The organism is Microcystis sp. LEGE 08355, assembly GCF_015207185.1.
Lineage (GTDB): Bacteria > Cyanobacteriota > Cyanobacteriia > Cyanobacteriales > Microcystaceae > Microcystis > Microcystis panniformis.
Genome location: NZ_JADEXI010000783.1, coordinates 1 through 1763, shown reverse-complemented (window position 1 = coordinate 1763; position 1763 = coordinate 1). Strand labels below are relative to the sequence as shown.

1 protein-coding gene is annotated in these 1763 nt (G+C 41.2%); it reads left to right on the top strand.

What is annotated here, in order from left to right; genetic code table 11:
* Positions 1 to 341: 341 nt before the first annotated feature.
* Positions 342 to 1676 carry an FAD-binding oxidoreductase gene (locus IQ242_RS23985; RefSeq protein ID WP_193961676.1) on the top strand — a complete coding sequence of 445 codons (1335 nt, stop codon included), beginning with the start codon at positions 342 to 344 and terminating at the stop codon, positions 1674 to 1676.
* Positions 1677 to 1763 lie beyond the last annotated feature (87 nt).

Genomic DNA, 1763 nt, shown 5'->3' with positions numbered 1-1763 from the left:
GGTGTAGGGTGTGGGGTGTAGGGTGTGGGGTGTGGGGTGTAGGGTGTAGGGTGTGGGGTGTAGGATGTGGGGGAATTATGAATTATGAATTGGCTCTCCTCGACTTTGTGTGATAATTTTTGATCATAGAATCGTGAAATGTTTACTGGGAAAGACTTTTAGTGCTATTTTGCTGAAGAAACTATCAGTATAGACCCCGTTTCCACACAGGAACCAGAAGAGCCTATGAATTATAACTGTTAACTGATAACTAATAACTGATGACTGATAACTGATAACTGATAACTGATAACTGAATTGTCAACTCGACTAGGAAACTAATTTTACACTAATACCTAACCATGAAATCTAATTGTCAAAATCTCATTGAAGAACTTGCCCATCTGGAAATTATTACCGATCCGGGACAAGTGGCGAAACTTTCCTTAGATTATTATCATTTTAGTCCCATTTTAGAGGCACAACTGCAAGATAAACGGGCTGATTTAGTCATTCGTCCCCACAATAGCCAAGAGGTTATTGACATCGCTAAAACCTGCGTTAAATACCAAATTCCTTTAACAGTTAGAGGTGCGGGTACAGGTAATTATGGTCAATGTGTTCCCTTGCGGGGAGGAGTAATTTTAGATACAAGCAAACTAACAAAAATTATCTCGATCGAACCGGGGACAGCGCGAGTAGAAGCGGGGGTAAAAATGGCATTTTTTGATAAACAAGCTCGCGCAATTGGTTGGGAATTAAGAATGGCTCCCTCTACCTATCGGACGGCGACAATTGGCGGTTTTATCGGGGGTGGCAGTGTGGGCATGGGTTCGATTAATTATGGACAATTAAAGGATAGGGGCAATCTGCAAGCAGTGCAATTAGTCACCCTAGAAACAGAACCAAAAATTATCGAACTACGGGGGGATGAGGTAGAAAAAGTCAATCATGCCTACGGAACAAATGGCATTATTACCGAGTTAGAAATAGCCCTCGCTCCCTGTTATCCTTGGGCAGAATTTATCGTTACTTTTGCCGATTTTATCACCGCCACTAAATTCGGTCAAGCACTCAGTGATAGTGATGGCATCGTTAAGAAAATGGTTAGCGTTCACTCCTGGCCAATTCCCGCTTATTTTATCGCTCTCAAGGATTATTTACCCACAGGAAAAGCGGCAGTTTTGTTAATAGTATCGGACAGCGATCAAGTTGCCCTAGAGTCTTTAATTCAAGAATATAATGGTGAACTTACTTACTATAAAACGCCAGAAGAAACCCAAAAAGGCAACAGTATCTTAGAGTTTACTTGGAATCATACCACTCTCCATGCGCGTAGTTTTAACCCCAAAATAACTTATCTACAAGCTTTTTATTTTAATCTAGCCACGGTAGAGAAACTCTATAATTATTTTGGTGAGGAAATAATGATGCACCTAGAATTTGTGAAATGTCAAGGTAAAGTTATTCCCGCCGGTCTTCCCTTGCTAGAATTTACCACAGAAACTCGATTAAATGAGATTATTGCTATCTATGAACAACAGGGGGCAGCCATTGCCAATCCTCACACTTATATCATGGAAGATGGCGGCAGCAGACAGATTAATCCCCTGCAATTAGAATTTAAAAAACTCGTCGATCCCTACGGATTGAACAATCCGGGTAAAATGCGAGCATGGGTTGAAGCAAGGGGGTAGGGATTCGATTCAAGCTAAATTAAGCAAGATAAGTAGGTAGGCGTTAAAAACTATCAGATGCCCCCCTTATTAAGGGGAGATTAAGGG